This is a genomic window from Streptomyces sp. NPDC052773 (genome assembly GCF_044547145.1).
Classification (GTDB): domain Bacteria; phylum Actinomycetota; class Actinomycetes; order Streptomycetales; family Streptomycetaceae; genus Streptomyces.
This window is the reverse complement of the sequence record NZ_JBITZX010000014.1, coordinates 1-26,355: the sequence shown is the minus strand read 5'-3', so window position 1 is coordinate 26,355 and position 26,355 is coordinate 1. Positions and strand designations below refer to the sequence as shown.

The following is a 26,355-nucleotide window of genomic DNA, read 5'->3' as shown; positions in this document are numbered from 1 at the left end:
CGCTTGGTGGCCGTCGAGAAACATAGCCAACACGCACGGTGTAGGCAAGGCTTACCTAAGCTTGTTCAATGTCACTCCATGCGCCCTTGTGCGCCCCCTCCAAGGCAGGGTAGGCAAACCTCAGCAAGCGACCCACCCTGTGAAATCGAGGACGACGTGGACCTGACGAGACGTCAACTGCTGTGGACGGGCGGCGCTTTGACCGCCACGGCGCTGCTGAGCGCCTGCGGAGGCGGCAGTCACGACGACACCGCCGGGTCCCCCGGCACCGGTACCAAACCCCGCCGCGGCGGCACCCTGAGGGTCGGCGCCCTCGGCCGCCCCGGCGCCATCACCCGTGACCCGCACGGCACCCAGGCCAACGAGAGCGACTACCTGATCCTCAGCCTCGTATACGACCCCCTCACCGTGCCCGGCACCAAGCCGAACACCGTGCCCCGGCTCGCCGCCGAGTGGCAGGCCTCGGACGATCTGAAGACCTGGCGATTCACACTCGCCAAGGGTGCGGCCTTCCACGACGGGACCCCCGTCACCGCCCAGGACGCCGTGTTCTCCCTGCGCCGGCTGCGCGCCACGCCCTCCGGAGCGTCGCGGCTCCCCGGCATCCAGGCGAAGAACATCACCGCCGACGGCGACGACACCGTCGTCCTCGTCTCCGACTACCCCAACGCCGAACTGCCCCAGCTCACCCGCCTGACCACCTTCGTCATACCCGAGGGCACCACCGACAAGGAGATAGCCAAGGTGCCCGGGACCGGCCCCTTCAAGCTGGAGTGGTTCCGCGGCGGCAACGCCCGCCTCGTCCGCAACGACAAGTGGTACGGCGGCGACGTCCACCTCGACGCCATCGAGGTGAAGATCTTCGAATCCCCCCAGGCGATGGCCAACGCCCTGCTCTCCGGGCAGATCGACCTCGCCTCCAACGTCGGCGCCGTCGCCGCCCGCACCGCCGAGAGCCGGGGGGACATCCGCACCGTCCGCCGGCCCAACGACATGGCGATGCCCATCGTCATGCGCACCGCCGACGGCCCCTTCGCCGACCCCAAGGTCCGCGAGGCCCTGCGGCTCGCCGTCGACCGCGAGGCGATGGTCAAGCAGGTCCTCTCCGGCTACGGCACCGTCGGCAACGACATCCTCGGCACGGGCGACCCCGCCTACGCCAAGGACATCCCCCAGCGCACCCGCGACCTGGCCAAGGCCAAGCGGCTGCTGAAGGAGGCCGGGTTCGACACCTCCAGGACCTACGAGCTGCTCACCACCGAGGACATCTCCGGACTCGCCGAGTCCGCCACCCTCTTCGCTTCCCAGGTCCGCGAGGCCGGCGTCAAGATCAAGGTGGTCAAGCAGGAATCCGCCGTCTTCTGGGACAAGACCTGGCTCAAGGGCGACCTCTACACCACCTACTGGGGCACCAACGACTCCGTCGTCTTCTTCGCCAGCAAGACCATGCTCTCCGACAGCGGCCAGAACGAAGCCGGCTGGAAGGACGAGGAGTTCGACGCCGCCTACGAGAAGGCGATGGCCACCGCCGACGCCACCGCCCGCGCCCGGCAGCTGAGGGAGCTCCAGCAGATCCAGCACGAGCGCTCCGGCTATCTGCTGTGGGGCATGGCCGACGGCATCGACCTCGCCGCACCCGCCGTCCAGGGGCTGCCCAAGCTGCCCGGCTACGGACGCGTCCAGCTCGAGCGGGCATGGCTGGCCCGTTGACGACCGACACCGCCGCGCCGCCCCGGAAGACCGGGCCGGCGCGGCACCCCGCCCTGCCCGCGCTCCTCGGCGCCGGCGCCCTGCTGCTCAAACGCGCCGCCCTGCTCGCCCTGCTGCTCGCCCTGGTCTTCTGCACCGTCGAGCTGCTGCCCGGCGACGCCGCGCGCGCCACCTCCGAGCGCGGCGAGACCGCCGCCGACATCGAGCGCCGCCGCGAACTGCTCGGCCTCGACCGGCCGGTCCTGGAACGCTTCTGGGACTGGATGTCCGGGCTGCCCACCGGCGACCTCGGCACCTCCGCCCGCGGCGAACCGGTCACCGACCTGCTCTCCACCGCGTTCCCCAACACCCTGCTCCTCGGCGGCATCGCCCTGCTGCTCACCGCCGTCCTCTCGATCGCCCTCGGCTGCTGGGCCGCCCTCCGGCCCGGCGGACGCACCGACCGCGCGGTGTCCGGCACCGCCACCGCCATCCTCGCCCTGCCCGAGTTCGTGGTGGCCGTCGCGCTGGTCCTGGTGCTGTCGCTGTGGACCGGCTGGCTGCCCGCCGTCACCCTCACCGACGCCGACGGAACCCCCGACTCCTGGACCATGCTCGTCCTGCCCGCCCTCGCCCTGACCATCCCGCAGACCGGCTGGAACGTCCGCATCGTGCGGGCCGCGCTCGCCGACGAGGCCCGCGCCCCGCACGTCGAGACCGCCGTCCTCGACGGCCTCCCGCCACACCGGGTCCTCACCCACCACGTCCTGCCCGGCGCCCTGCCCACCATCGCGGCCGGCCTCGCCACCTCCACCGGCATGCTGCTCGGCGGCGCCGTCGTCGTGGAGACCATCTTCAACTACCCCGGCATCGGCTCCGTTCTGGCCTCCGCCGTCACCGACCGCGACGGCCCCGTGATCGCGGGGGTCACCGCGCTCGCCGGCGCGGTCATCACCGCCGTACTCCTCCTCGCCGACCTGGTGCGGGACCTGATGGCGGGAGGCCGCCGATGACCACCACCCGCGGCTCCCTCCTACGGGTCCTGCCCGCGCTGCTCCTCGTCGCGCTCGCCCTGTGCGGCCCCTGGATCGCCCCGCACGCCATCGACGCCCCCGTGACCGCCCCGTACGCCGAACCCGGAGCCGGCGCCGTGCTCGGCGGCGACCAGCTCGGCCGGGACGTGCTCAGCAGACTCCTCGCCGGAGGACGCGAACTCGTCGTCTCCTCCCTGCTGGTGGCCGTCCTCGTCACCGCCGTCGCCGCCCTTCTCGGCGCCGTCGGCGCGGTCCGGCCCGCCGTCGGACGGATCGTGGAACGCGCCGCGGACGTGCTGATGCTGCTGCCCGCCGTGCTCGGCATCCTCCTCGTCACCCTCTCCTGGCCGGGCGGCGGCCGGCTCGCCGTCATCGCCGCCGCCGTCGCCCTCGGCGTGCCCTACGCGGTCCGGCTCGCCGCGGGCGCCGCCGCACCCGTCGCCGCCACCGGATACGTCGAGGCCGCCGCGGCCGGCGGCGAACGCCTCTGGTACCTGGTCTGGCGCGAGATCCTGCCCAACCTGCGCGCCACCCTGCTCGCCCTGTTCGGACTGCGCTTCGTCGCCGCCGTCTACCTCGTCGCCACGGCCGGGTTCCTCCAGGTCGGACCCCAGCCCCCGGCCGCCGACTGGGCGCTGATGATCCGCGAGAACTCCGCCGGGATCCTCCTCAACCCCTGGGCGGTGGTCGCCCCCAGCGCCGCCATCGGCCTGCTCGCCCTGAGCGTCAACCTCGCCGCGGCGGCCCTCGCCCCGCAGACCGGCCGGAAGGCGGTGCCCGTCCTGTGAGCCACGATCCCGACCGGTACCGGAAGCCCGCCGGACCGCCCACCGACACCCCCGTCGTCCAGGTCACCGGCCTCACCGTCACCGCCCCCGACGGCCGCCTCCTGCTTCAGGACGCCTCACTCGCCCTGCGCCCCGGCCGGGTCACCGGCCTCACCGGCCCGTCCGGTTCCGGCAAGACCACCCTGCTGCGCGCGGTCACGGGACTGCTCCCGCCCGGCACCCGGCGCACCGCCGGTCACGTCGACGTCCTCGGTCACGACGTGTTCGCCGTCTCCGACAGGGAACTGCGCGCCCTGCGCAGCCGACGCCTCGCCTACGTCGGCCAGGACCCCGGATCCGGCCTCAACCCGCGGATGCGGGTGAGCACCCTCGTCCGTGAACTCGCCGCCGACCGCGCCGCCGACACGGTGACGGCCCTGCTCGCCGAGGTCCGCCTGCCCGACGACGGCCGGCTCGCCGCCCGCCGCCCGGCCGCCCTCTCCGGCGGCCAGCAGCGCCGCGTCGCCCTCGCCCGCGCCCTGGCCCGCCGCCCCGACGTCCTGCTGCTGGACGAGCCCACCGCCGGACTCCACCCCGAACTCCGCGAGGAGATCGGCGACCTGCTGCGCCACCTCGCCGCCGAGCACCGGCTCGCGATCTGCCTCTCCTGCCACGACCCGGAGCTGGTCGACCGGATCGCCGACGACGTGGTGGAACTCGGCGGCCGGCTGCCCGTGCCCCGGCCCGCCGCCCCGGCACCGCGCACCCCGCGGGACGGCGCCGGCGAGCCGGGTGTGCCCGGCGTGCCCGGGGTGCCCGTCCTGGAGGTTCGCGACCTCCGCGTCGTCTTCGGCCGCCGCCGGCGCGGCACCGCCCCCGCCCTCGACGGCGTCGGCCTCACCGTCGCCCCCGGCGGCGCCACCGGCATCGTCGGCGCGTCCGGCTCCGGCAAGACCACCCTCGTACGGGCCGTCGTCGGGCTCCAGCCGGTCACCTCCGGCACCCTCCGCCTCGACGGCCGCCCGCTCAGCACCGGACTGCGCGGACGCGCCCGCGAACAGCGCCGCCGTATCCAACTGGTCACCCAGAACCCGCTGGGCGCGCTCAACCCCAGCCGCACCATCGGCGCCGCGATCGGCCGCCCGCTGCGCCTGCACCGCCGCTGCCCGACCTCGCAGGCACCCGGCCGCGTGGCGGACCTGCTCGAACAGGTGGGCCTGCCGCCCGCCTTCGCCGACCGCTACCCGCACGAGCTCTCCGGCGGCCAGCGCCAGCGCGTCGCCATCGCCCGCGCCCTCGCCGCCGACCCGGACGTACTGATCTGCGACGAGGTCACCTCCGCGCTGGACTCCGCCACCGCCGAGGCGATCATGGACCTGCTCACCCGGCTGCGCGAGGACCGTGGCACCGCCCTCGTCCTCATCAGCCACGACCTTCCGCTCATCGCCGAGCGCACGGACACCGTGACGGTGCTCGACGCGGGCCGGGTCGTGGAGTCCGGCCCGACGGCCGAGGTGTTCGCGGCCCCGTCCCACCCGGCGACCCGGGCGCTGCTGACCGCGGACCCGGCTACGGAACGGACGGCGGGCCGCCCCCGCTGACGACGGCGAACGGCCCCGCGCCCGCCCCGGCGGGCGGTGCGGGGCCGGCCGGGTCACCGCGCCGCGTACGGCGAAGCGGCGGCCTGGGTGCGGATGTCCGGCAGGCGGTCGTAGAGGGTCTGGCCCGGGCAGAGGGTGGCATAGCCGTCGCGGTGACCCGAGATGGTGTACAGGTCCGCCTTCTGACCGGCCTTGTAGACGCCGGTGTCACCGGCCGCGGTGAGCGTCACCCGCCCTTCCGGGTCGACTCCGTCCAGGCCCAGCTTCCAGGCGGCGATGTCGGCGATGGCGGACAGCGCGGCGGGCGTGGGCGTGCCGCCGTCCTCGTAGTTGCCGAGGAGGGAGACGCCGGACGAGACCCCGTTGAAGCCGTAGGTGTGGGCGCCCCGGACACGCTTGTCGACGCCGCCCGCGCGGCCCTCGAAGACGGTGCCGCACTTGTCGACGAAGAAGTTGTAGCCGACGTCGTTCCAGCCGTTCGACTGCACGTGGTAGACGAAGATGGCCCGGATGATGGCGGCGGAGTCGGCGCAGGTGTAGTCGTTCGTGCCCGCGGTGTGGTGGACGAACATCGCCTCCACCTTGGAGATGTACTCCGCGGGATCCTTCACCAGCGACTCGTCGGCGCCCCAGGCGGCGCGGCTGACGATGGGGGGAGCGGGGGGCGCGACCGGGGTGGTGGTCTCGGCGGAGGCGGTCGTGGCCGTCGTGACCGCCGCCGCCCCGGACTCGGCGCCCCCGGTGCCCTTGCCCTGGGACGCGGACGTGGTGCCGGGATCGATCAGGTCCAGGCGCAGCCCTTCGGGTACGGCCCGCTGCGCGCCGTCGGCGAGGACGCGCGCCTGGACCGCGTCGGACGGGCCGGTCCACAGCGGCTCGGAGGCACCGCGGGTGTCCACGGCACTCGCCTCGTCCGTCTCCGGCGCCACGATGTCGAAGTCGAGGTCGAGCCAGCCGGACCACTCGCCCGTCTCGGCGCTGCGGGTGCGGATCTGCGCGGTGCCGTCGAAGCGCCGGGTGTGGTCCGACCAGGAGACGCCCACCAGTGAGAAGGCCTCGGTCTCGGTGCGCGGGAGGGTGCGCACGGTCTTGCCGGTCCCGGCGAACGCCATGGTCCGCGCGCTCGCCGGGCGGGCGGTGTCCGCGGTGCCCGACCGCTCCGCCGGGGCGCCGACCGCGACCGTCGCCGGCCCGGCACCGCCGAGCACGGCCGCGCCGACGGCCAGCCAGATGACACGTGAACGGCCGAGCGCGCCGCGCGCGCGGGATCTTCTGGGGCTCATGGCCTTCCCTCTGTTCTCGCTGTGGCTTCCCTGGCCGCGACGGTTGTCGCGCGTCTCGCGCTTGGATACCGGGTCCGGCGCGGGTTTATACCCCATGACGTCGGCCGTTCACCAGCGATCGGAGATATCGGACACCATGCCACGCCCGGATGGCCGCTTCGCCAAGACGGCACGTCAAGTGCGGTAAGCAATCCATCGGATGACTCACCATCACGTGTCCCAGGGGGACCGAAGTGCGCCCGCGCAGCGTTCCCGAAGCCGTCCGAAAGCGAATCCGAAGCGGCATATGCCAGGCTTCCTCCAGGGACGTGGCCGGGTGGCGACGCGGGAGGCGGGCGCAGGGGGACCGGACTTCGGCGAGGTCCACACCGTGACGGTGCGGGAGACCGTCGGTTATCACCGGGAACACGGGTGGTCTACGTACGGGGGTGGGCGTGGAATTCAAGGTCCTTGGGCCGCTGGAAGTGCTGAGCGACGGACGGAGTCTGCCGCTGGGCGGCACCCAGCAGAGAGCCGTGCTCGCGCTGCTGCTCCTCCACGCCAACCAGGTGGTCCCCACCAGCCGGCTCCTCGAGGCCCTGTGGCCCGAGGACACGAGGCCCGTCACGGCCCGCAAGATGGTGCAGAACGCGGTATGGGCGCTGCGCGCCGTGCTGGAGACCGGCGGGAACGGGCACGACGGCCCGCCGCCGCACCTGCTCACCCGGGCGCCGGGCTACCTCCTGCGCGTCGACCCCGAACAGCTCGACGCGACCCGCTTCGAGCGCGCCGTCGCCGCCGGCCGGGCACGTCTGGACGCGGGTGAGCCGGCCGAAGCGGCCGTCCTGCTCGGCGAGGCCCTCGCGCACTGGCGCGGTCCTGCCCTGTCGGACCTGGCCGAACAGGGCGTACGGTGGCCGGAGCTGGCGGCGCTCGGGCAACTGCGTCTGGACGCCATGGAGGACCGGTTCGAGGCCGAGCTGGCGTGCGGTCGCCACCATGCCGTACTCGGCGAACTCATGGCCCTGGCCAAGGCGGAGCCCCTGCGGGAGCGGCTGGGCGGGCAGCTGATGCTCGCCCTGTACCGCTGCGGGCGGCAGGCGGAGGCGCTGAACGTCTTCGGCACGGTGCGGCAGGCGCTGGTGGAGGCGTACGGACTGGAACCCTCCGCCGCCCTGCGGACCCTGCAACAGCGCATCCTGCGCCACGACCGGGAGCTGGCCTCACCGGCCGGCGACCACGCCACCGCGGACGCCGCGCCGGTACCCGCGCCCGCCCCGGTATCCGCGCCCGCCCCGGTATCCGCGCCCGCCCCGGCCCCCGCGCCCGCGCCGGTACCCGCGCCCGCCCCGTCCTCCGCGCCTCCGCCCGAACTCACCCCGGCCGACGGACACACGGGCGCGCGGTCGTCCGCGGACGCGCCGGAGGCCGGTGACCGGTCGCCCGCGCCGTCCTCGTACGGTGGCGCGGCAAGCGGTGCCGTCGCCGAGTGGCGGGACGTCTGTGTGCTCGTGGTGGGCACCGAGTCCGCCGGGGACGTGACGATCACGGTGAGCGAGCGGCCGGACGACTCCCCGCACGACGTGGCCGACGTGCTCACCGAGAGCGTCGAGAAGCGCTCCGGTACGGTCGTCGGCTCCCTCGGCGGGCTGTTCGCCGCGCTGTTCGGACTGCGATCCGAGCTCCCCGAGGCATCGCTGAACGCGGTGCGCGCGGCCTTCGAGGCCCGGGAACGGCTGGCCTCCCGGGCGGGCACGGTGACGCGTGCCGTCGTGCTGTCCGGGAAGGCGATCGTGCGGCACGATCCGCGGGACCCGCGGGCCGGCGTCTCAGTGATGGGCACCCTGCTCGACAAGGCGCACGGACTGCTCGGCGGGGTCCCACGGGGCGAGATCCACGTGAGCGACGACGTGGCGCGCGACACGGACGGGTGGGTGCGCTACGGCGAGACGACCCGCACCACCGACGGCGCGGCCGGCATCCGCAGGGCCCGCTCCCTGCGCCCAGGCGGCCCCGCCGCACACGGCACCGACACCGCGCGCCGGCCCGAACTCGCCCTGCTCGAGGACCTGCTGGAGTACGCGCGCCACCGGGACGCGCCCTGCATGCTGACGGTGCTCGGCGACCACGATGCCGGCAAGACGCACCTGCTCGCCGGGTTCGAGCGCCGCGTCACCGACGACTTCGACGAGGTCCGGGTCGTACGGCCGCGTGCGCTGCGAGGCGGTGACGACGCCGCCTCCATGGCCGCGGCGCTGCTGGAGGCATGGGCACCGCACCCCCGGGCACGGCTCGACCCACCGGAGCGGCGGCTCGAAGCGCTGGTCCGCTCCGTGGCCGGATCCGACCGGGACGCGGCGCGGCTGCCGCGCGTCCTCGGCGCCGCGCCCCCCTCCGGCCGGGCCGGGCACGAGGCCGACGTCCTCGCCGCCTGGAGCGAGGTGATCGAGCGCGAGGCGCGCCGCCGCCCCGTGGTCCTCTGCCTGGACGATCTGCACCTCGCCGACGACGCGGTGCTCGACTGGGTGGAGCGCCTGGGCGACGCCGGCACCGGCACGCTGCTGGTGGTCGCGTGCGGTCACGTCGACCTGCTGCGCCGCCGCCCCTTGTGGGGCAGCGCCCGGGAGCACGCCGGCCGGCTGACCCTGCCGCGCCCGCCCGCGTCCGCCGCCCCGACGCTGCGGCGCACGCTGCTCTTCCCCGACCGCCGCCTGGTACGGCCCGGGCGGCGGGTCAGGTGACGACCGGGGCGAGGACTCGCCCCGGTCGAAGTGCGCGCGGGGTTCCAGGTGCGTCCTCGGGGACGTCGTGGCCCGGGTGTTCCGGCGCGGCGCAACCCCTTGGCGCGCCGGGAGCGCTCCCGGCCGGCCGGGGGGGGGGGGGGGGCGGGGGGGGGGGGCCCCCCCCCCCCCCGGCCACCCCCCCCCCCCCCCCCCGGGGGCGGGCCCCCCCCCCGCGGCCGCCGGGGGGGGGGGGCCGGGGGGCCGGCCCCCCCCCCCACCCGCCGACGGTCACTCCTCGCCCGCCGCCTGCCGGGCGGCGCGCAGACCGGATTCGATGGCACCGTCGATGTAGCCGCTCCAGCCGTTGGCTATGTCGCCGCTGGCGAAGGACAGCCGCCCGCTGGTGAAGGTGACGTCCGGGTAGAGCGTGGTCAGCTGACCCGGCTTGCGGAACGTCCAGCCGCCGCGCGCGTACGGGTCGCGGCCCCAGTCGTGCACCTTGACGCCGATGACGTCCAGGTTCACGCCGAGCTGCCGCACGGCCTGCTGTACCTGGGCGACATCGGTCGGGTTGAATCGCGGGTCGGTGCTGAAGGCGACGTAGAGCATGCCGTCGGTCGTCTCCTTGAAGGGCAGCAGCATGGGGATCGGCGAGCCGCCCTCGGCGCCCTGCCCGTACACCCGTCCGGCTCCCTTGCGGGCGTGGATCCACAGCTTGACCGCGTTGGGGACCGCGAGTCCCTGGCTCGTGGCGGTGGTGAGCGCCGGGGGCAGGGACGGGGTGAACTTGACGGTGCTCAGGGCGTTGACCGGCATGGCGACGACGACCGCCAGGGCGCTGTACCGCACGCCGGAGGTGGTGGTGACGTACACCACCGATCCGGTGTCGTAAACGGCGCTGACCGGAGAGCTGAGCTTGATCGTCGGTTTGGCCTCGTTGATCATCGCCTGGAGCAGCGCCTTGGTGCCGCCCGCGATGCGCCAGCGCATGGTGTCGTTCCACCCCTGGTTGGTGTGGCCGGCCAGGGCCCACCAGTGCGCGAACATCGTGAAGGCGCCGGTCGCGCTCGAGCCGCCGGCGTAGACCGCCGTCTGCCCGTTGACGAGGAGTTCTTCCTCAGGGGTGAGGGAGAGCTGCGTCAGGCGGTCGCGCAGCGACAGCTTGTCCAGGCTCCGCAGCAGATCGGCCCGGTACAGAGGCTGGAACGGCTTCTCGAAGTACGTCCGCGAGCCTTCAAACATCCGGTCGAATATCAGGCCTATGCGGCCGAACCCGTCCTCCGGTGTGAACTCCCGCGGACCGCTCGGCGTCGGCAGCCAGGTGGTCGAGATCGGCTCGTCCTCCTCCAGCGCCAGGGAGTACCGGGTGAGTTCGGCACCGACGTGGGGCTGGGTCGGCTCGACCCAGGTCCCGCCGCGCTCGATCAGATGTCCGCCGTAGGTGTCCGTCCAGGTGCGGCCGCCGATGCGGTCGCGGGCCTCCAGCACGAGCACCCGCTTGCCGCGGGCGCGCAGCTCACGGGCGGCGGTGATGCCGGCGAACCCCGCCCCGATGACGATGACGTCCCACAGCCCCGTGTCGTCCTGGGCCGCGGCGGAGGCCACCTTGGTGAGGGCGGGCACCGTGAGGGCCGCCGCCCCGGCCGCCTTGAGCAGGGTCCGGCGCCGCGGGTGCCGGCTGGTGGGTCCGGTGGTGTGCATGGTGTGGTGTCTCCCCCGTGTAGTCGGTGCGGGCCCGCCGCGCGGAACCGGCATGTCACTCATGGGTCAATGTGCTTTCGGTCTCGTGCCGCGGCGTTCGCGCCGGGTCACCTCGCCTGGCCGTACAGGTCGTCGGCAGGGCGCCCCATCCCCGTCCCCCCTTGGGCCGGCACACCCGCCCCGGCCGTCCGCGGCCGCGTCCCGAGAAAATCGGCGGTGTGCATTTCCGGGTCGGCGGCGAGCTCCGGCCTGGCGGAAATCGACCTGCCTTCCCGGCTGGAGAAACGTTTGTGAGGAACCCTCCGAGGAAAGAACGTCCGGCGTGGTGGATGCGCGGCCGGTGCGGGCACTCGTGCATTTCGGTGGCCGAACACTACGGGGGAGGGTTCAACGTTCGGCCACGAGGCGGTAATGCCGTGATCTCTCGCGGGTCACGCCCCGACATGACGGTGCCACCAGGGCGACTGTCCGGCAAGTCGCCCCGGCGGCACGTGATCCCGGCCGGGCGGGACGGGTTACGCCTCGCGCACCCGGCCGTCCCAGCGCCAGGCGCCCCGGCGCGGCAGCCCCGGGAGCGCGACGCGTCCCGTGCACCACAGCAGCGTCTCGGCGGGGGAGTGACCGGTCGGCGCGTCGGGGAAGAGCCGCTCGACCACCGGCGCCGCCAGGGCGTCCGAGGGCGTGTACTGCACGCCTACGGCCTGCGCGATGTCCCGTCCGTGGACGACGAGTTCGAGCACGCCCATCGCGGCGAAGCCGGCCGCGTCGGAGTGCCCGTAGGGGTGCCAGGCGCGCACGTCCGGCGGGGTGTCACGGACGGTGCCGGCGAGCAGCGTGCCGGCGATCCGGATGCCCTCCAGGGCGGCCGGGACGGGCGCGTGCCCGTCGATCGAGGAGAACAGGGTGATGTAACGGTCGGTGGGGCGGGCGATGAGCAGCCCCGCATAACCCACGACACCGAGCGCGATGTGGGACAGCGTTTCGCGACAGCTCCAGTCCAGATCACCCGCCTTCGCGTCCCAGTCCTGGTCGGCTCCCTTCTCGAGTGCCGCGGTGGTGTCCTCGGCTGCCGTTCGTACGAGTTCGGGCCATGAAAGAGTCATGTGGGGATGTTCCCATACGGGACTCCGCGTCCATCGTCCGCTCATTTCCCGGTCAGTGTCCGGTAATTGCCCGGTAATTGCGTGGCGAATGCGGCCGGGTTTACCGGGGCGGGGTGATGACCGGACGATGAGAGTGTTCTTACTGATTTTCCCGGGCCCTTCAGTAAGGTTTTGAACTGCCCGGAGAGCGCTGGGTTCTCGCGCCTCTCGGCCGGCAGTAGGAATCACATTTGAGGAGCCGCACGTGCCTGCGAACGACGACCTGGCAGCGTTACTGAAAGCCGTGGACGACATCGTCCCGACCCTGAGAGAGAACGGCCGCGCAGCCGAGGACCGCGGCTGGCTGCTGGACGAGAGCATCGAACTCCTCGAGAAGGCCGGCGTCTTCCGCATGGCCGTGCCGCGCCGGTTCGGCGGGCTCGACCTGCCGCTCGCCGACCAGGCGAAGGTCATCACCGAGATCGGCCGCGGCTGCCCGGCCGCCGCCTGGGTGACCATGGTGTGGGTGACGAGCACCTGGACGGCGACGCTCTACCCGGACCGGACTCAGGAGGAGGTCTTCGCCGCCGGCTCCGTCAAGATCTCCAGCGCGTTCGCGCCGACCGGCGTCGCGGTCCCCACCGAGGGCGGCTACCTCCTCAACGGCACGTGGAAGTTCAACACCGGCTGCAAGGGCGCCGACTGGGACTTCACCGCCGCGATGGTGCGCAACCCGGACGGCACCGAGGGCGAGATCATGGCCCTCGTCCCCATGGACAGCCTCCGGATCGTCGACGACTGGGACGTCTCCGCCGGCGCCGCCACCGGCAGTGCCACCGTGGTCGCCGAGGACGTCTTCGTGCCGGCCCACCACGCCGTGTCCTTCGACGAGGTCATGGTCAGCGCGACCGGCGACCGCTCCAACACCGGTGCCACCGGCCGTAACTACGGCCTGCTCAGCTTCGTCATGGCGGAGTGCGCCGCCGTGTTCATCGGCATCGCGCGAGGCGCCTACGAGCTGTTCCTCGAGCGCCTGCCCGGCCGCGGCATCACGTACACCGACTGGACCGACCAGAAGCTGCACCCGCTCACCCAGATCCAGGTGGCCACCGCCGCCAACAAGATCGCCGCCGCCGAGGCCCTGTCGACCCGCTGGCTCACCCTGCTCCAGGAGCGCGCCGACGCCGGCGAGCAGCCCACCGACGCCGAGAAGGCGATCGTGCGCGGCCAGACCGGTTTCGCCGCCCAGCTCGCCAAGGAGGCCGTGGAGATCCTCTACAACGCCGCCGGCGGCTCCGTCATCCGGCGTGACGTCCACCTCCAGCGCTTCCACCGCGACATCCAGGGATTCTCGCTGCACGCGCTCGCCCAGGTCGACGTCAACCTCGAACTCCAGGGCCGCGTCCTGGTCGGTCTGGAGCCCGGCACCGTCTTCCTCTGAGCCGACGCCGCACTCCCCGGGGCTTCGGCCCCCGGACCGCTTTCCCACCGGCGCGCCCCGCGTGCCGGCCTGTTCAGCACACCCTTTCGTACTGGAGGAACTGATTCATGGGTGACAACCACACTTCGGTGTCGGTGATCGGCCTCGGCCTGATGGGGCAGGCGCTGGCCCGCACCTTCCTGAAGGCGGGGCACGCCACGACCGTGTGGAACCGTTCGGCGGACAAGGCCGACGCCCTCGTCGCCGAGGGCGCGGTGCTCGCCGCGAGCCCCGCCGACGCCGTCGCCGCGAGCGACCTCGTGGTCGTGTGCGTGTCGACGTACGACGTGGTGCACGACGTCATCGGCTCGCTGGGCGACGTCCTCAACGGCAAGACCGTGGCCAACCTGACCACGGGCTCGTCCGAGGACGCCCGGCGCACCGCCGAGTGGGCGGAGAAGAACGGCGTCCGGTACCTCGACGGCGCCGTCATGATCACCCCGCCCGGCATCGGTGCCGAGACCTCCGTCCTCTTCTACGCCGGTGACAAGGACGTCTTCGACGCTCACGAGCCCGTGCTGAAGCTGCTCGGCGGCGGCACCACCTACCTCGGCACCGACCACGGCAAGCCCGCCCTGTTCGACGTGTCGCTGCTCGGCCTGATGTGGGGCGCGCTCAACAGCTTCCTGCACGGCGTCGCCATCGTGGAGACCGGCGGCGTGAAGGCGCAGGAGTTCCTGCCGTGGGCGCACATGTGGCTCGACGCCATCAAGATGTTCACGGCCGACTACGCCGCCCAGATCGACGCCGGCGACGAGAAGTTCCCCGCCAACGACGCGACCCTCGAGACGCACCTGGGCGCGCTCAAGCACCTCGTGGAGGAGAGCGAGGCGCTCGGTGTCGACACCGCACTGCCCAAGTACTCCGAGGCGCTGATGGAGAGCATCATCGCCCAGGGCCACGCCAAGAACAGCTACGCCAGCGTCGTGAAGGCATTCCGCCCGAAGAAGTGACCGGATCCGGTAGGCGCTTCACCCCGTGACGAAGGGGCCGGTTCCGCATTCCCCCGCCGGGACCGGCCCCTTCCCCATGCCCTGCCGCTGTCCGTCCCGCACGTCCCACTCTTCGCGAAAGGTGTGTTCCATGACCGAGAACGGCGACAGCACGACACCTCGCGCCCACGGAGGCGTCACCAGGAGAACGCTGCTGAAGGCGGCGGGCGCCACCGCGCTCGCCGCGGGTGCCGTCACCGCGACGGCGCGCTCCGCCGCGGCCGACGGCCGGCCCTACGACGCCATCGTCGTGGGCGCCGGCTACGCGGGCGGTACCGTGGCCCGCGAGCTGGGTGCCCGCGGCATGAACGTCCTGGTCCTGGAGGCGCGCGGCCGGATCGGCGGTCGCATCCAGCCCGGCTCGCTGGCCGGGCAGCACATCGAACTGGGCGGCGGCTGGTACGGCCCCGGCCAGGAACTCGTGGCCCGCGAACTGCGGCGTTACTCGATGACCACCACCGAGGACGTCCACGCCACCCGCATGGTCATGCCGGCCCAGGGCGGCTACGCGAGCCACTCCCCGCAGGAGGCGGGCGCCCGGCTCAACAGCCTTTTCGCGGACTTCTACGCCGGCTCCGAGCAGTACTTCGAGCGGCCCTACGAGCCGCTGTACCGCAAGGACCTGCTGGCGTCCGTGGACCACCTGTCGCTCGCCGACCGCATCGCCCAGCTGGGCCTGTCCGGGGTCGACCACGACTGGGTGAGCGGCGCCACCTCGGTGTTCGCCGGTGGCAATCGCACCGGCTCGCTCACCGGCCTGGCCCAGTGGTTCCAGCTCGCGGGCGGCACGTACGACCGGTTCCTGTCGGTGATGAGCCAGCTGCCCCAGGGCGGCATGATCGCCATTCTGGAGCGGATGCTGCGCGAGTCCGGGGCGACCGTCAGCCTCAACTCCCCGGTCACCGCGATCCGCGACCGCGGCGGCCTCACCCAGGTCGAGGTCCGCGACGGCCGGGTCTACCAGGCACCGGTGGTCGTGCTCGCCACACCCGTCAACATGTGGTCCACGCTCACCTTCGAGCCGGGCCTGCCGCGGGTGTACGCCGACGCCGCCCGCGAGGGCATCGGTGTCCCGCACGCCACCAAGCTGTGGCTGCGGGTGCGGGGCACCTCCGAGGCGGTCTCCGCGCAGGCTCCGGAGGGCGCTCCCATCCTGCTGCTGATCCCACAGACCGAGCTGCCCGACGGCCGCATCTTCGTCGCCTTCACCGGCCCAGCCCTCGACGTGTCCGACCCGCTGGCGGTGCGCGCCGCCGTGCGGACGCTGCTGCCGGAGGCCACGGTGGTCGAGTACCGGGCCAAGGAATGGCACAAGGACCCGTACGCGCGGGGCGGCTGGGGCCTGCGCCGGCCGACACAGCTCCTGCGACAGCTGCCGGGCATCCAGCAGCCGTTCGGCCGCATCGTGTTCGCGGGCGGTGACATAGCGAGCGGCTGGAACGGCGCCTTCGTGGAAGGCGCTCTGGAGTCCGGCTTCCGTGCCGCGGAACAGGCCGTCACCCTCGCGGACTGACCGGCGGCAGCGCCATGACCGTGCGGTGGAGCCGGGGAGTGCGGTCCCCGGCCACCGCCCGGTCATGGCGCCTTCGGCGCGGGATGCGCGCGTCAGATGTCCCGGAAGATCTCGATCTGCGCCCCGATCGAGTTCAGCCGCTCCGCCAGGTCCTCGTAACCCCGGTTGATGACGTACACGTTCCGCAGCACCGAGGTGCCCTCCGCCGCCATCATCGCCAGCAGGACGACCACCGCGGGCCGCAGGGCCGGCGGGCACATCATCTCGGCGGCGCGCCAGCGGGTGGGGCCCTCGACGAGGACGCGGTGCGGGTCGAGGAGCTGGAGTCGTCCGCCGAGGCGGTTGAGGTCGGTCAGGTAGATGGCGCGGTTGTCGTAGACCCAGTCGTGGATCAGCGTCTTGCCCTGCGCGGACGCCGCGATGGCCGCGAAGAACGGGACGTTGTCGATGTTCAGGCCGGGGAACGGCATGGGGTGGATCTTGTCGATGGGCGCCTCCAGCTTGGAGGGGCGCACGGTCAGGTCCACCAGGCGGGTGCGGCCGTTGTCGGCGAAGTACTCCGGCGTGCGGTCGTGGTCGAGGCCCATCTCCTCGAGGACCGCCAGCTCGATCTCCAGGAACTCGATGGGGACGCGGCGGACCGTCAGCTCGGACTCCGTGACCACCGCGGCGGCGACCAGGCTCATGGCCTCGACCGGGTCCTCGGAGGGGGAGTAATCGACGTCGACGTCGATGCGCGGCATGCCGTGCACGGTGAGCGTGGTGGTGCCGATGCCCTCCACCTTGACGCCCAGGGCCTCCAGGAAGAAGCACAGGTCCTGGACCATGTAGTTGGAGGAGGCGTTGCGGATGACGGTGACGCCGTCGTGCCGGGCGGCGGCCAGCAGCGCGTTCTCGGTGACGGTGTCGCCGCGTTCGGTCAGCACGATCGGGCGGTCGGGGCGTACGCCCGGGTCCACCGCCGCGTGGTACTGGCCCTCGGTCGCGGCGATGTCGAGGCCGAACCGGCGCAGCGCGATCATGTGCGGTTCGATGGTCCGGGTGCCGAGGTCGCAGCCGCCGGCGTAGGGCAGCTTGAAGCGGTCCATGCGGTGCAGCAGCGGGCCGAGGAACATGATGATCGAGCGGGTGCGGCGGGCCGCCTCCGCGTCGATGGCCTCCAGGTCGAGGTCGGCCGGCGGCACGATCTCCAGGTCGACGCCGTTGTTGACCCAGCGGGTGCGCACGCCGATGGAGTTCAGCACCTCCAGCAGGCGGTACACCTCCTCGATCCGGGCGACCCGGCGCAGCACCGTGCGCCCCTCGTTGAGCAGCGAGGCGCACAGCAGGGCCACGCACGCGTTCTTGCTGGTCTTCACATCGATGGCGCCGGACAGCCGGCGGCCGCCCACCACCCTGAGGTGCATCGGGCCGGCGTAGCCCAGCGAGACGATTTCGCTGTCGAGGGCCTCGCCGATCCGGGCGATCATCTCAAGGCTGATGTTCTGGTTGCCGCGCTCGATGCGATTTACGGCGCTCTGCGAGGTGCCGAGCGCCTCGGCAAGCTGCGACTGGGTCCAGCCACGGTGCTGCCGGGCGTCACGGATGAGCTTGCCGATGCGTACGAGGTAGTCGTCTGCCATGGGGTTGAGGTTATCTCAGATATGAGATGGCACATCCCCGGGGGTCCGTTCGGGTGTTGGACCGTCAACGACGCTTGGCGGTACGGGTGCGACGCCACCCGAAAGGTCCGGGCAAATCCACCGATGTCGTATGACGTCCGGTGCTGCTGTGCGTATGGCGCGGGCCGTGGGCGCCGCCGGTCGTGATGGACCAGGAGTGCCGGTTGATGTTCAGCCGTACGCCGGGCAGGATCCGAAAACTCTTGCGAAACGTCAGGGGCATGGGTTCCTCCCGTGCGAGCGCGGATGTCTGCCTTTCGGTTACCCCGGCTCGGCCGGTCGATGGCCGCACGTCGCGGTGTCGGGGCGTATGGCGGCGGGGCAACGGTGAGGGACCGGGCCGCGCGAGTCCGGTGCCGTCGCCGGGTGGCGGGCGAGCGATTCAGGCCGCGGGTGCCTTTCCGGCGGCTCGAAGCGGCACCTGCCGCGCGTCCTGGTGGGTTTGCGCCCAGCGGACGGCGAGTGGTGCCGCCAGGCCCGTCAGCGCGAACATGGCGCCCACGACGAACCACCCGGGGCGGCCCCAGCTGATACAGAGCCAGATGAGCAGTCCTGGTCCGAGGGTCTCGGCCAGTCCGGCGCCGAGGCCGAACACGCCCAGGTACTGCCCCGTTGCGTGTCGTGGAGCGAGGGCGAAGGACACCTCGAAGCCGGCGGCGGAGTGCCACAGCTCGCCGACCGTGTGGATCACCACTGCGGTGATGAGCAGCGTCGCGGCGGCCCAGGCCGGCACCCCCGCGGACAGGGAGATCAGCGCGCACGCGATGAGGAACGCGACGCCTGCCCGGCGGTAGGCGTCTCCGCCGGCTGCGGGGGAATCGACGTGGCGACTGGCGCGTACCTGGAACGCGACGACGATGACGGTGCCGGTGAGCATGGTGCCGGAGATGAGCCAGTGCGGAGCCGCGGTGGCACCGACGATCCAGAGCGGGATGGCGACGGTGAGCACCTTGAACTGGATGGCCATGATGCCGTCGAGAGTGGTGAGCAGCAGGTAGGGCCGGTCTCGCAGGGCGATCCAGCGAGGGCCGCCGGTGGCGGGGAGGGGCGTGACCGGCGGGAGGAGGACCAGGAGCGCCGAGGAGACCGCGAAGGCGATCGCGTTGCCGATGATCATGAGCTGGTAGGCGGTGAGGGTGCCCACCTGAACGACCCATCCCGCTCCCAGGGCGCCGAGGGATATGCCGACGTTGGTCACCGCGCGGAGATAGGCCCGGAACTCCTGTGGCCGGTCCCCTCCGTAGTGCCTGATGAGCGGGGAGCGGGCGGCTGTTCCGGCTGCCTTCGCCCCGGCGGCCGCGCTGACCATGAGGACGAACGGCCAGAAGCTGTCCACCAGCAGGAAGCCGGCCGTGGCCAGGGCCTGGACGACAAGGGTGGCCGCATGGACGCCACGGGCTCCGTACCTGTCCGCGAGGTGGCCGACGGCGATCCCCAGGGCCAGCGAGAAGAATCCGGCGATGCCGAGTCCGAGGCCCACCTGGCCGGCGGGCAGGTGGGCCGCCTGGGTGAAGTAGAGGACGCCTGCGGTCAGGTAGAGGCCGCTGCCGATGGTGTAGACGAAGTTCGACGCGGCCAGGACGCGTTGCGGTCCGGTATCCGGCAGCAATTGGGGCACGGCTGGGCTCCGCATCCAGGGCAGGCGGTAAGGACCCGTCCAGCTTGTTGCTTATTACTTGCAAGAGCAAGAGGTTTGCAGACTTCTGATGGATCTGTCTGTCTGCCGCACCCAGTGGCCAGCTGTATCCAGCCACCGATGCCCCGGAAAGACCGAGACCGCCCCGGTTCGCAGGCGGGGCAAGCGGGGCGGGGCATGACCATCCCGCGCCCATGTACTAGAGTTATCTCGACATCGAGATATCTGCCGAGGCGCACCGCAGCCACCACAGCAGTAAGGGTCACCTAACTTAGCCTTACCTTAGCGGATCGGCCAAGCTCGCGTGGCGGCAGGATGCGGTGGTACGCGCACATCAATGAAGGAGACTGTCGTGTCGGCGAACAGCTTCGACGCCCGCAGCACGCTGCAGGTGGGCGACGAGTCGTACGAGATCTTCCGGCTTGACAAGGTCGAGGGCTCCGCCCGGCTGCCTTACAGCCTGAAGGTCCTGTTGGAGAACCTGCTCCGCACCGAGGACGGCGCGAACATCACCGCCGACCACATCCGCGCCCTCGGCAACTGGGACTCGCAGGCCCAGCCGTCGCAGGAGATCCAGTTCACGCCGGCCCGCGTGATCATGCAGGACTTCACCGGCGTGCCCTGTGTCGTCGACCTCGCCACCATGCGTGAGGCCGTCAAGGAGCTCGGCGGCGACCCGGCGAAGATCAACCCGCTGGCCCCGGCCGAGCTGGTCATCGACCACTCCGTCATCGCCGACAAGTTCGGCACCAACGAGGCGTTCAAGCAGAACGTCGACCTGGAGTACGGCCGCAACAAGGAGCGCTACCAGTTCCTGCGCTGGGGCCAGACCGCCTTCGACGAGTTCAAGGTCGTCCCGCCGGGCACCGGCATCGTCCACCAGGTGAACATCGAGCACCTGGCCCGCGTCGTCATGGTCCGCGACGGCAAGGCGTACCCCGACACCCTGGTCGGCACCGACTCGCACACCACCATGGTCAACGGCCTCGGCGTCCTCGGCTGGGGCGTCGGCGGCATCGAGGCCGAGGCCGCCATGCTCGGCCAGCCGGTCTCCATGCTCATCCCGCGCGTCGTCGGCTTCAAGCTGACCGGCGAGCTGCCCACCGGCACCACCGCCACCGACCTCGTGCTCACCATCACCGAGATGCTGCGGGGGCACGGCGTCGTCGGCAAGTTCGTCGAGTTCTACGGCGAGGGCGTCGCCGCCACCTCCCTGGCCAACCGCGCCACCATCGGCAACATGTCGCCGGAGTTCGGCTCCACCGCCGCGATCTTCCCGATCGACGACGAGACCCTGAACTACCTGCGCCTGACCGGCCGCTCCGAGCAGCAGGTCGCGCTCGTCGAGGCGTACGCCAAGGAGCAGGGCCTGTGGCTGGACCCGGCCGCCGAGCCGGACTTCTCCGAGAAGCTGGAGCTGGACCTCTCCACGGTCGTCCCCTCCATCGCCGGCCCGAAGCGCCCGCAGGACCGCATCGTCCTCGCCGAGGCCGCCCAGCAGTTCGCCAAGGACGTCCTCAACTACGTCGAGGTCCCGACCGTGCAGGCCGGCACCGCCGCCTCCCCGGTGGACGAGGCCAGCGACGAGTCCTTCCCGGCCTCCGACGCCCCGGCCTACGGCCACCAGGAGAACGGCGCGGGCGCCCCGCAGCACGCCGAGGGCACCGGTGCCGCCGTCCCGTCGAACCCGGTCACCGTGACCGCCCCCGACGGCACGTCCTACGAGATCGACCACGGCGCGGTGACGGTCGCGGCCATCACCTCCTGCACCAACACCTCCAACCCGTACGTCATGGTCGCCGCCGCCCTGGTGGCCAAGAAGGCGGTCGAGAAGGGCCTGACCCGCAAGCCGTGGGTCAAGACCACCCTCGCCCCGGGTTCGAAGGTCGTCACCGACTACTTCGACAAGGCGGGCCTGACCCCGTACCTCGACAAGGTCGGCTTCAACCTCGTCGGCTACGGCTGCACCACCTGCATCGGCAACTCCGGCCCGCTGCCGGAGGAGGTCTCCAAGGCCGTCAACGACCACGACCTCGCGGTCACCTCGGTCCTCTCCGGCAACCGGAACTTCGAGGGCCGTATCAACCCCGACGTCAAGATGAACTACCTGGCGTCCCCGCCGCTGGTCGTCGCCTACGCCATCGCCGGCTCCATGAAGGTGGACATCACCAAGGACGCCCTGGGCACCGACCAGGACGGCAACCCGGTCTACCTGAAGGACATCTGGCCCTCCGAGGCCGAGGTCAACGAGGTCGTCGCCAACGCCATCGGCGAGGACATGTTCACCAAGTCCTACAGCGACGTCTTCGCCGGTGACGCCCAGTGGCAGGCGCTGCCGATCCCGACCGGCGACACCTTCGAGTGGGACCCGCAGTCGACGTACGTCCGCAAGCCCCCGTACTTCGAGGGCATGACGATGGAGACCACCCCGGTCTCCGACATCTCCGGCGCCCGCGTGCTGGCCAAGCTGGGCGACTCGGTCACCACCGACCACATCTCCCCGGCCGGCGCCATCAAGGCCGACACCCCGGCCGGCAAGTACCTCACCGAGCACGGTGTGGAGCGTCGTGACTTCAACTCCTACGGCTCGCGCCGAGGCAACCACGAGGTCATGATCCGCGGCACGTTCGCCAACATCCGCCTGCGCAACCAGATCGCGCCGGGCACCGAGGGCGGCTACACCCGCGACTTCACGCAGGAGGGCGGCCCGGTCTCCTTCATCTACGACGCCTCGCAGAACTACCAGGCCGCCGGCATCCCGCTGGTCGTCCTGGCCGGCAAGGAGTACGGCTCCGGCTCGTCCCGCGACTGGGCGGCCAAGGGCACCGCGCTCCTCGGCGTCAAGGCCGTCATCGCCGAGTCGTACGAGCGCATCCACCGCTCGAACCTCATCGGCATGGGCGTCCTGCCGCTGCAGTTCCCCGAGGGCGCCTCCGCCGAGTCGCTCGGCCTGACCGGCGAGGAGACCTTCTCCATCACCGGCGTCACCGAGCTGAACGAGGGCCGCACCCCGCGCACGGTGAAGGTCACCACCGACACCGGCGTCGAGTTCGACGCGGTCGTCCGCATCGACACCCCCGGTGAGGCGGACTACTACCGCAACGGCGGCATCATGCAGTACGTGCTGCGCAACCTGATCCGCAAGTAAGCGGCACGGCACGGCCACTTCAGGGCCGCACCCCGGCGACGGGGTGCGGCCCTTCGCCATGCCGCCGCAAGGGACCCGAAGGGACGGAGCACGGGACCCGAAGCGGGACCGTAAGGAGACCCGAGGGTGATCCGAAGCGCGTTACCGCACAGTGGAAACAGTGCTCGACAACGGTGGGGCGAGGGCTGGGGGGCCTGTGATGGACGACGGTGACGGGCTGCGCCTGGTGATCCTGGTCGGTGCCGCGCGGGAGGGCCGGTTCGGCCTGGCCGCGGCCGAGTGGCTCGCCGTACGGGCCCGGCGGCACAAGGAGTTCGAGGTCGACGTCATCGACCTGGCCACCGCCTGGCTGCCGGACCTGATGACAGCCGACCCCGCGGTGCCCCGGCCCTCCGCGGTCCGGGACATCTCCCCGTGGCTCGACGCCGCCGACGCCTTCGCCGTGGTCACCCAGGAGTACCGCTGCGGCTGTCCGGCGTCACTGCGCAACGCCATCGACTGGTACGACCGCGAGTGGCATGCCAAGCCCGTCGGCTTCGTCAGCTACGGCGGGGCCTCCGGGGGACTCGGCGCCGTCGCCCAGCTGCGGCAGGCGTTCGCCGAGACCCACGCCATGACGGTCACCGAGACCGTCAGCTTCCACCACTACGAAAAGCGCTGCGGCCCCGACGGGCAGCTGCTCGACACGGCCGCCTGCCGCGCGCAGGCCGCCGCCATGCTCGGACGGCTCGGCTGGTGGGCGCGCGCCCTGCGCCGCGCCCGCGACCGCGAGCCGTACGAAAAGACGACCGACGTGTATGCGGAGGAGTGACAGCAGATGGACACCAGGTGGTTCCGGCGGTTCGGTGAGCCGCTGCCCGAGGCGCCCCGGCTGCTCTGTTTCCCGCATGCGGGCGGCGCGGCCAGCGCCTACGCCCCGATGGCCCGCGCGCTGTCCCCGGCCGTCGACGTGGTGGCCGTCCAGTACCCGGGCCGCCAGGACCGCCGAACCGAGGATCCCGCCGACGGCATCCTCGACCTCGCGACCCGGATAGCGGACGGACTTCAGGCGGCGGACCACCGGCCCGTCGCCTTCTTCGGACACAGCATGGGCGCACTCGTCGCCTACGAGACCGCGCGCGTCCTGCAGCGCCGGGACGCCCGGGCACCCATGCGTCTGTTCCTGTCCGGGCGCGGTGCGCCCGGACCCGACCCGAACCGGCACGACCGGCTCGCGGACGACGCGGCCATCCTCGCCGCGGTCCGGAACCTCGGAGGCACCGACGCCTCGTTCCTGGACGATCCCGAGCTGCTGGCCATGGTGCTGCCGACACTCCGCGCCGACTACGCAGCCCTGGCCGCGTACCGCTGGCAGGCGGGTCCCGCGCTGAACACCCCCATCACCGTGCTCGTGGGCGACTCCGACCCGGTCGTGCCGGTCGAGTCGGTGGACGGCTGGGCACGGGAGACGCGACAGGACAACGAGGTCCTGGTCCTCGCCGGGGGGCACTTCTATCTGAGCGAGCGGCTGGACGAGGTGTGCGCGATCGTCACCGGCCGCTTGACGACACTGAGTGGGGGAAGCAGTGGAATTCCGGATTCTCGGTCCGCTGGAGGCATCAGCCGGCGGACGCAAACTGGCGCTGGGCGGACACAAGCAGCGGGCGGTCCTCGGGATGCTGCTGCTGCGGGCGAACCGGGTGGTGGCCACCAGCGAGCTGCTGGCAGCGCTGTGGCCTGAGGACAACCGGCCCACCACCGCCCGCAAGATCGTGCAGAACGCGGTGTGGGGACTGCGCGCGCTGTTCGCGGAAGGCGGCGACGACCCGCACCAGGCCGCCCCGGCCCTCGTCACCCAGGCCCCCGGCTATCTGCTGCGGGTCGACCCCGAACACGTCGACCTGCACCGGTTCAACCAGCGGGTCGCGGAAGGCCGGGCCTGCCTGTCCGCCGGGCGCCACGCGGAGGCCGCCGCGCTGCTCGGCACCGCCCTCGACGAGTGGCGGGGCACGGCCCTCGCCGACCTCGCCGAGACCGGCACCGACTGGCCGGAGCTGACCGCCCTGAGCCAGCTGCGTCTCGACGTCATGGAGGACCGCTTCGAGGCCGAACTGCGCAGCGGCCGGCACCACGAGATCCTCGGCGAACTCGTCTCCCTCGCCGAGGAGGAGCCGCTGCGCGAACGGCTGTGCGGTCAGCTGATGCTGGCCCTGTACCGGTGCGGCCGGCAGGCCGAGGCGCTGGACGTCTTCAGCCGCGTACGCCGGTCCCTCGTCGAGGAGCACGGGCTGGAGCCGTCGCGCGAACTGCAGCTGCTCCAGCAGAACATCCTCACCCACGACCTCTCCCTCACTCCGCGGGCCGCCGCACCGGTGGAGCGGAGCCTGCCGGTCCACGAGCCGGTGCGGCCCGCCGCCGGGCCGTCGGGGGCCTCCGGGGTGTCCGGGCCGACCGGCTCGTCCAGGGTGTCCGGGGTGCCCGGGGTGCCCGGGGTGTCCGGGGTTTCCGGGTCGTCCTCCCGTCCGCGGACCGCGTTCGACGCGCCGCTCACGCACCGGGTCGCCGCCGACCGGCCCGGAGCGGGGCAGCGTCTGGACAAGGTCCCGCCGCCCGCGGGGGCCGTGCGGATCCGGCGCAGCGAGCCCGCCCCGCGCACGGAGCGCCGGTCGGTCGCGCTGCTGCTGGTGCGCACCGGCTTCACCGACGAGGCCGCGGCCTTCACCGAGCTGCGCTCGTCCATCACCCTGCACGACGCGGTGACGGCCGTCGCCGAGAGCGTCGTGGAACTCGGCGGCACGCTCGCCGGGTCCCTCGGCTATGTCTCGATGGCGGTGTTCGGACTGGACGGTGCCGGCGCCGGTGCCGGGGACGGTGCCGGCAACGGCGGCGGTGCCGGTGCGGGGGCCTCCTTCGACGCGGTGCTCGCGGCCATGGAACTGCGGGCCCGGCTCAGCCAGCTGCCCGGACCCACCTGGCACGCGGTCGTCGCCGCGGGCGAGGTGCTGGTGCGCCGCGACCCCCGGGACACCCTCACCCCCGTCACCGTCGTCGGACGGCTCGTCGACGAGGCGCGGGCCCTGCTCGCCGCGGTACCGCCCGGCGAGATCCTGCTCAGCGGCGACGCGGTGCGCCACACCGCCGGACGCGTACGGCAGTCGCCGCACGAGCGGCCCGGGGTGCGGGTGGTGGCCGGGCTCGGCGCCGACGACGACCTGGCCCTGCCCGACCCGCCCGGCGACCACGGCGCCGAACTCGCGGTCCTCAAGGGGCTGATGAGCCGGACCCGCCGCCATGACGCGCCGCACCTGGTGACCATCCTGGGCGATCCCGGCACCGGCAAGACCCGGTTCCTCGCCGACTTCGTCCGCGGCATCCAGGGCGGCAGCGCCCGGGTGGTGCGGCTCCGGGCCGGCCAGGACGCCTGGTGGACCCTGCCCGACCTGCTGCGGCTGTGCTGCGGGATGGGCGCCGCCGACGTGGCGGGCGACCGGCTCACCGAGGTCGTCCACCGGGTCGCGGGCCACGGGACGACCGCGGAGCGGCTACTGCGGCAGATCCGCGCGGCGGAGCGGGAGCGTGAGGCGCTGGACGGCTGGCGCGACCTGCTGGTGCTGCTCGCCCGGGAACAGCCGCTGGTGCTGTGCCTGGACGACGCCCATCAGGCCGACGACGCCGTGCTGGACCTGCTGGAGTGGCTCGCCTCCGAACCGCAGGACGCGCCGCTGTTCATGGTGGTCTGCGCCCGGCCGGAGCTGCTGGAGCGGCGGCCCGTCTGGGGCAGCGGGCTGCGCCACACCGGCACCCTCACCCTCGAGGGCCTGCCCGGCGTGACCGACCGGGACTTCGGCGCGGACTGGGTGCGGGAGCCCTCCGCACCCCAGACCTCGGGCGGCCGCGCGACCAGGCGGTGAGCGGCACGGAACAGAAGAGGCCGGGCCCCCGGGGGGGGGGGGGGGGGGGGGGGGGGGGGGCCGCCCGCCGGGGGCGGGGGGGGGGGGGGGGGGGGGCGGGGGGGGCGGGGGGGCGGGGGGGGGGGGGGGGGGGGGGGGGGCGGGGGGGGGGGGGGGGGGGCGGGGCGCCGGCGGGG

Annotated in this window: 18 protein-coding genes; 12 read left to right on the top strand and 6 right to left on the bottom strand. The window is 72.6% G+C overall.

The window, feature by feature from the left end; genetic code table 11:
- Positions 1–156: 156 nt before the first annotated feature.
- From ACIG0D_RS26945 to ACIG0D_RS26930, 4 genes are read left to right on the top strand one after another with little or no spacing between them, the layout of a single operon-like run.
- Positions 157–1,710, top strand: a complete 1,554-nt coding sequence (locus ACIG0D_RS26945) for an ABC transporter substrate-binding protein (protein WP_399805757.1) — start codon at positions 157–159, stop codon at positions 1,708–1,710.
- Entirely contained in the window at positions 1,695–2,702 is a 1,008-nt protein-coding gene (locus ACIG0D_RS26940) for an ABC transporter permease (RefSeq protein WP_399805755.1), read from the top strand. The genes ACIG0D_RS26945 and ACIG0D_RS26940 overlap by 16 nt, the downstream gene beginning before the upstream one ends.
- Positions 2,699–3,511 carry an ABC transporter permease gene (locus tag ACIG0D_RS26935; RefSeq protein ID WP_399805753.1) on the top strand — a complete coding sequence of 271 codons (813 nt, stop codon included), beginning with the start codon at positions 2,699–2,701 and terminating at the stop codon, positions 3,509–3,511. Before ACIG0D_RS26940 ends, ACIG0D_RS26935 begins: the two co-directional genes overlap by 4 nt.
- Positions 3,508–5,091 (top strand): ABC transporter ATP-binding protein, encoded by a 1,584-nt coding sequence (locus tag ACIG0D_RS26930; RefSeq protein WP_399805751.1) that lies wholly within the window; start codon positions 3,508–3,510, stop codon positions 5,089–5,091. The genes ACIG0D_RS26935 and ACIG0D_RS26930 overlap by 4 nt, the downstream gene beginning before the upstream one ends.
- Before the next feature lie 53 nt (positions 5,092–5,144).
- On the opposite strand, the gene ACIG0D_RS26925 is transcribed toward ACIG0D_RS26930, so the two are convergent.
- Entirely contained in the window at positions 5,145–6,374 is a 1,230-nt protein-coding gene (locus ACIG0D_RS26925; RefSeq protein WP_399805749.1) for a peptidoglycan recognition protein, read from the bottom strand.
- A 434-nt stretch (positions 6,375–6,808) separates the two neighbouring features.
- On the opposite strand from ACIG0D_RS26925, the gene ACIG0D_RS26920 reads away from it, so the two are divergent.
- A complete protein-coding gene (locus ACIG0D_RS26920) occupies positions 6,809–9,094 on the top strand; it encodes a BTAD domain-containing putative transcriptional regulator (RefSeq protein WP_399805747.1) in 2,286 nt (761 codons plus the stop codon).
- 270 nt (positions 9,095–9,364) lie between these two features.
- On the opposite strand, the gene ACIG0D_RS26915 is transcribed toward ACIG0D_RS26920, so the two are convergent.
- A complete protein-coding gene (locus ACIG0D_RS26915; RefSeq protein ID WP_399805744.1) occupies positions 9,365–10,777 on the bottom strand; it encodes a flavin monoamine oxidase family protein in 1,413 nt (470 codons plus the stop codon).
- Positions 10,778–11,292: 515 nt separating this feature from the next.
- Positions 11,293–11,880, bottom strand: a complete 588-nt coding sequence (locus ACIG0D_RS26910; protein ID WP_399805742.1) for a maleylpyruvate isomerase N-terminal domain-containing protein — start codon at positions 11,878–11,880, stop codon at positions 11,293–11,295.
- 244 nt (positions 11,881–12,124) lie between these two features.
- Here ACIG0D_RS26910 and ACIG0D_RS26905 point away from each other — a divergent pair, with 244 nt between their 5' ends.
- The 3 genes from ACIG0D_RS26905 (at position 12,125) to ACIG0D_RS26895 (ending at position 15,844) form a co-directional block, all read left to right on the top strand.
- Positions 12,125–13,300, top strand: coding sequence for an acyl-CoA dehydrogenase family protein (locus tag ACIG0D_RS26905; protein ID WP_399805739.1), 1,176 nt, complete (start codon positions 12,125–12,127; stop codon positions 13,298–13,300).
- Between the two features lie 107 nt (positions 13,301–13,407).
- Entirely contained in the window at positions 13,408–14,292 is an 885-nt protein-coding gene (locus ACIG0D_RS26900; protein ID WP_399805737.1) for an NAD(P)-dependent oxidoreductase, read from the top strand.
- A 130-nt stretch (positions 14,293–14,422) separates the two neighbouring features.
- On the top strand, positions 14,423–15,844 hold the full coding sequence (locus ACIG0D_RS26895; RefSeq protein WP_399805735.1) for a flavin monoamine oxidase family protein: 1,422 nt from the start codon (positions 14,423–14,425) through the stop codon (positions 15,842–15,844).
- A 92-nt stretch (positions 15,845–15,936) separates the two neighbouring features.
- On the opposite strand, the gene ACIG0D_RS26890 is transcribed toward ACIG0D_RS26895, so the two are convergent.
- From ACIG0D_RS26890 to ACIG0D_RS26880, 3 genes are all read right to left on the bottom strand, one after another.
- Complete coding sequence (locus ACIG0D_RS26890) at positions 15,937–17,466, bottom strand: helix-turn-helix domain-containing protein (protein WP_399805733.1); 1,530 nt, start codon at positions 17,464–17,466, stop codon at positions 15,937–15,939.
- A gap of 64 nt (positions 17,467–17,530) precedes the next feature.
- Entirely contained in the window at positions 17,531–17,728 is a 198-nt protein-coding gene (locus tag ACIG0D_RS26885) for a DUF4236 domain-containing protein (RefSeq protein WP_399805731.1), read from the bottom strand.
- Between the two features lie 159 nt (positions 17,729–17,887).
- A complete protein-coding gene (locus ACIG0D_RS26880; RefSeq protein ID WP_399805729.1) occupies positions 17,888–19,123 on the bottom strand; it encodes an MFS transporter in 1,236 nt (411 codons plus the stop codon).
- A 355-nt stretch (positions 19,124–19,478) separates the two neighbouring features.
- Between ACIG0D_RS26880 and ACIG0D_RS26875 the strand changes: the two genes are divergently transcribed.
- The 4 genes from ACIG0D_RS26875 (at position 19,479) to ACIG0D_RS26860 (ending at position 26,179) form a co-directional block, all read left to right on the top strand.
- The gene (locus tag ACIG0D_RS26875; RefSeq protein WP_399805727.1) at positions 19,479–22,289 is read left to right on the top strand and encodes an aconitate hydratase; all 2,811 of its coding nucleotides are present in this window, start codon (positions 19,479–19,481) and stop codon (positions 22,287–22,289) included.
- A 199-nt stretch (positions 22,290–22,488) separates the two neighbouring features.
- On the top strand, positions 22,489–23,100 hold the full coding sequence (locus ACIG0D_RS26870) for an NADPH-dependent FMN reductase (RefSeq protein WP_399805724.1): 612 nt from the start codon (positions 22,489–22,491) through the stop codon (positions 23,098–23,100).
- 6 nt (positions 23,101–23,106) lie between these two features.
- Positions 23,107–24,009 carry a thioesterase II family protein gene (locus ACIG0D_RS26865; protein WP_399805722.1) on the top strand — a complete coding sequence of 301 codons (903 nt, stop codon included), beginning with the start codon at positions 23,107–23,109 and terminating at the stop codon, positions 24,007–24,009.
- Complete coding sequence (locus tag ACIG0D_RS26860) at positions 23,945–26,179, top strand: BTAD domain-containing putative transcriptional regulator (protein ID WP_399806097.1); 2,235 nt, start codon at positions 23,945–23,947, stop codon at positions 26,177–26,179. The genes ACIG0D_RS26865 and ACIG0D_RS26860 overlap by 65 nt, the downstream gene beginning before the upstream one ends.
- Positions 26,180–26,355 lie beyond the last annotated feature (176 nt).

Bases quoted from the DNA above. Each gene is read 5' to 3' on its own strand.
- ACIG0D_RS26940 (WP_399805755.1), top strand. From the start codon at position 1,695: ATGGCTGGCCCGTTGACGACCGACACCGCCGCGCCGCCCCGGAAGACC.
- ACIG0D_RS26935 (WP_399805753.1), top strand. From the start codon at position 2,699: ATGACCACCACCCGCGGCTCCCTCCTACGGGTCCTGCCCGCGCTGCTC.
- ACIG0D_RS26925 (WP_399805749.1), bottom strand. From the start codon at position 6,374: ATGAGCCCCAGAAGATCCCGCGCGCGCGGCGCGCTCGGCCGTTCACGT.
- ACIG0D_RS26915 (WP_399805744.1), bottom strand. From the start codon at position 10,777: ATGCACACCACCGGACCCACCAGCCGGCACCCGCGGCGCCGGACCCTG.
- ACIG0D_RS26910 (WP_399805742.1), bottom strand. From the start codon at position 11,880: ATGACTCTTTCATGGCCCGAACTCGTACGAACGGCAGCCGAGGACACC.
- ACIG0D_RS26900 (WP_399805737.1), top strand. From the start codon at position 13,408: ATGGGTGACAACCACACTTCGGTGTCGGTGATCGGCCTCGGCCTGATG.
- ACIG0D_RS26895 (WP_399805735.1), top strand. From the start codon at position 14,423: ATGACCGAGAACGGCGACAGCACGACACCTCGCGCCCACGGAGGCGTC.
- ACIG0D_RS26890 (WP_399805733.1), bottom strand. From the start codon at position 17,466: ATGGCAGACGACTACCTCGTACGCATCGGCAAGCTCATCCGTGACGCC.
- ACIG0D_RS26885 (WP_399805731.1), bottom strand. From the start codon at position 17,728: ATGCCCCTGACGTTTCGCAAGAGTTTTCGGATCCTGCCCGGCGTACGG.
- ACIG0D_RS26875 (WP_399805727.1), top strand. From the start codon at position 19,479: ATGAAGGAGACTGTCGTGTCGGCGAACAGCTTCGACGCCCGCAGCACG.
- ACIG0D_RS26870 (WP_399805724.1), top strand. From the start codon at position 22,489: ATGGACGACGGTGACGGGCTGCGCCTGGTGATCCTGGTCGGTGCCGCG.
- ACIG0D_RS26865 (WP_399805722.1), top strand. From the start codon at position 23,107: ATGGACACCAGGTGGTTCCGGCGGTTCGGTGAGCCGCTGCCCGAGGCG.
- ACIG0D_RS26860 (WP_399806097.1), top strand. From the start codon at position 23,945: ATGCTGCTGCTGCGGGCGAACCGGGTGGTGGCCACCAGCGAGCTGCTG.